Annotated in this window: 1 protein-coding gene; it reads right to left on the bottom strand. The window is 40.6% G+C overall.

The genetic code is table 11. The features are described 5' to 3' along the window. Positions 1 to 181 precede the first annotated feature (181 nt). Complete coding sequence (locus FD17_RS12860) at positions 182 to 1,387, bottom strand: IS110 family RNA-guided transposase (RefSeq protein WP_057826577.1); 1,206 nt, start codon at positions 1,385 to 1,387, stop codon at positions 182 to 184. Positions 1,388 to 1,631: the final 244 nt, after the last annotated feature.

Genomic DNA, 1,631 nt, shown 5'->3' with positions numbered 1-1,631 from the left:
CGTTTTCTACGTATAGTCAATATATATAGAGGATTACAGCGTCATTTAATGTCAGACTTCGTCCGACAGATGAAGCAGTTCACCTAATTTTATAGTTAAATACTTGTTTCAAGGTATACCAAATAAGCCTTACGTATTTATTTATTTTCGCAAGGTTGGTATGATTACTGTGACCAGTAAATTACCTTAGCTTTGGTTGAGCTCTTGGGTAATCATATTTCTGGTTGGTAGTAATTAAGTGATACATGGTGCGGTTCAAATGATGGATGGCGCCAATGGCAATCTTCTTGAAACTAGACTTTCCGGAAGATTGCTTTTTCTTTCGAACAATGTAGTCATTGATGTGTGAAGGCTTGGTTCGTGAGCTGGTCATGATATTGAGAATTGTTCGGAACAGGATCTTACGAGCATATGGGTTTCCACGTTTACTAATATGATCAACTGCCACAAACTCACCTGATTCAAAGTGTCTGAGATCAATGCCCTCAAACGCATTAAGCTTATTGGCACTCTTAAAGCGACGCACATCACCTAGCTCGCCGATAAGGCGAACAGCTGTATTGATTGAAATTCCAGGAATGCTTTCAAGAATATCAAGTTCCGGTAAATTTTGTGCAAGAATTGCCATTTTATTGATAATCTCAGTTTTTTGAGTATCGAGCCTTAACAGTTCAGTAGCCAAATAACACACTTCTTCAACCATTGCGGATTTTTCTCCGACACATGGATAAGATTCTGAAGCCAACTGAGAAAGACGATTGGCAAGCTCAATACTCCGCTGATGCGATACATGGGGCAGCTTTTCAATTGTGTTACTCAACTGCGTTGAGCTTAGCTTCGTGACTGTGCTTGAGATAGGAAATTGCCGTAACAAGTGCCAATATAGGTGGCCGGTTGGAGCGTTGAGCAGGTTCTCAACCTCTGGGAAAGTGCACTGAAGGGCCTTATGAAGGCGATTCTTATCCTTTACTGCATCAACTGTTACTTGATCATAAAAACGGCTCCAATCGAGCAATGATTGGTAAACGGGTGCCTGGACATATGTTAAGGCTCGCGAAATCTGAAACTGCGTTTCAGCCAAGTTAAACGCATCATTTTTATCTGATTTGTTTGGCCGCAGTCGATCCAATTGCTTCTTAGATGCCAATGGGTTCAATTGAGTGTAACGGTAACCATAATCGTCTAGAAATACCCGCAGCCGGCGTGAATATAGTCCTGTTGCTTCAAAAACAATCTCAGGCTTTTGAAAGTTGGCTAAGCTTTTCAACAGCTTATCAAATCCGGAACGATTATTTTGAACTTCAAACCCAGCCACTTTATTCTTGTTTACAACAACTGCAACAGTTGAAGTTGCCTTACTAACGTCGATACCAAAAACCACACGCATTTGTATCACCTAACCTTTCAAAGTTGTTGCTTCAAGTCTTATAAATCTAATTTTCAATACACGGCATTATTGCCAACAGACTTAGAGCAGATTCGTATAAGAACAATGAAGTTGGCCAGTTTCAGCTGCGGCGTCCAGCGCCAAACGTGCTAACGACCTTATCAACTTCACAATCACTTTAAAACAAAAAGTGATGAACCAAAACCCCGTCGGGTTTTAATTCATCATAAGCTTAGTCTGTTTC

The sequence above is a fragment of the Lentilactobacillus sunkii DSM 19904 genome (assembly GCF_001435575.1).
GTDB classification, from domain to species: Bacteria; Bacillota; Bacilli; order Lactobacillales; family Lactobacillaceae; genus Lentilactobacillus; species Lentilactobacillus sunkii.
Note: the sequence above shows the minus strand (reverse complement) of the source record. Positions and strands in the feature narration are given on the sequence as shown.

Bases quoted from the DNA above. Each gene is read 5' to 3' on its own strand.
- FD17_RS12860 (WP_057826577.1), bottom strand. From the start codon at position 1,387: ATGCGTGTGGTTTTTGGTATCGACGTTAGTAAGGCAACTTCAACTGTT.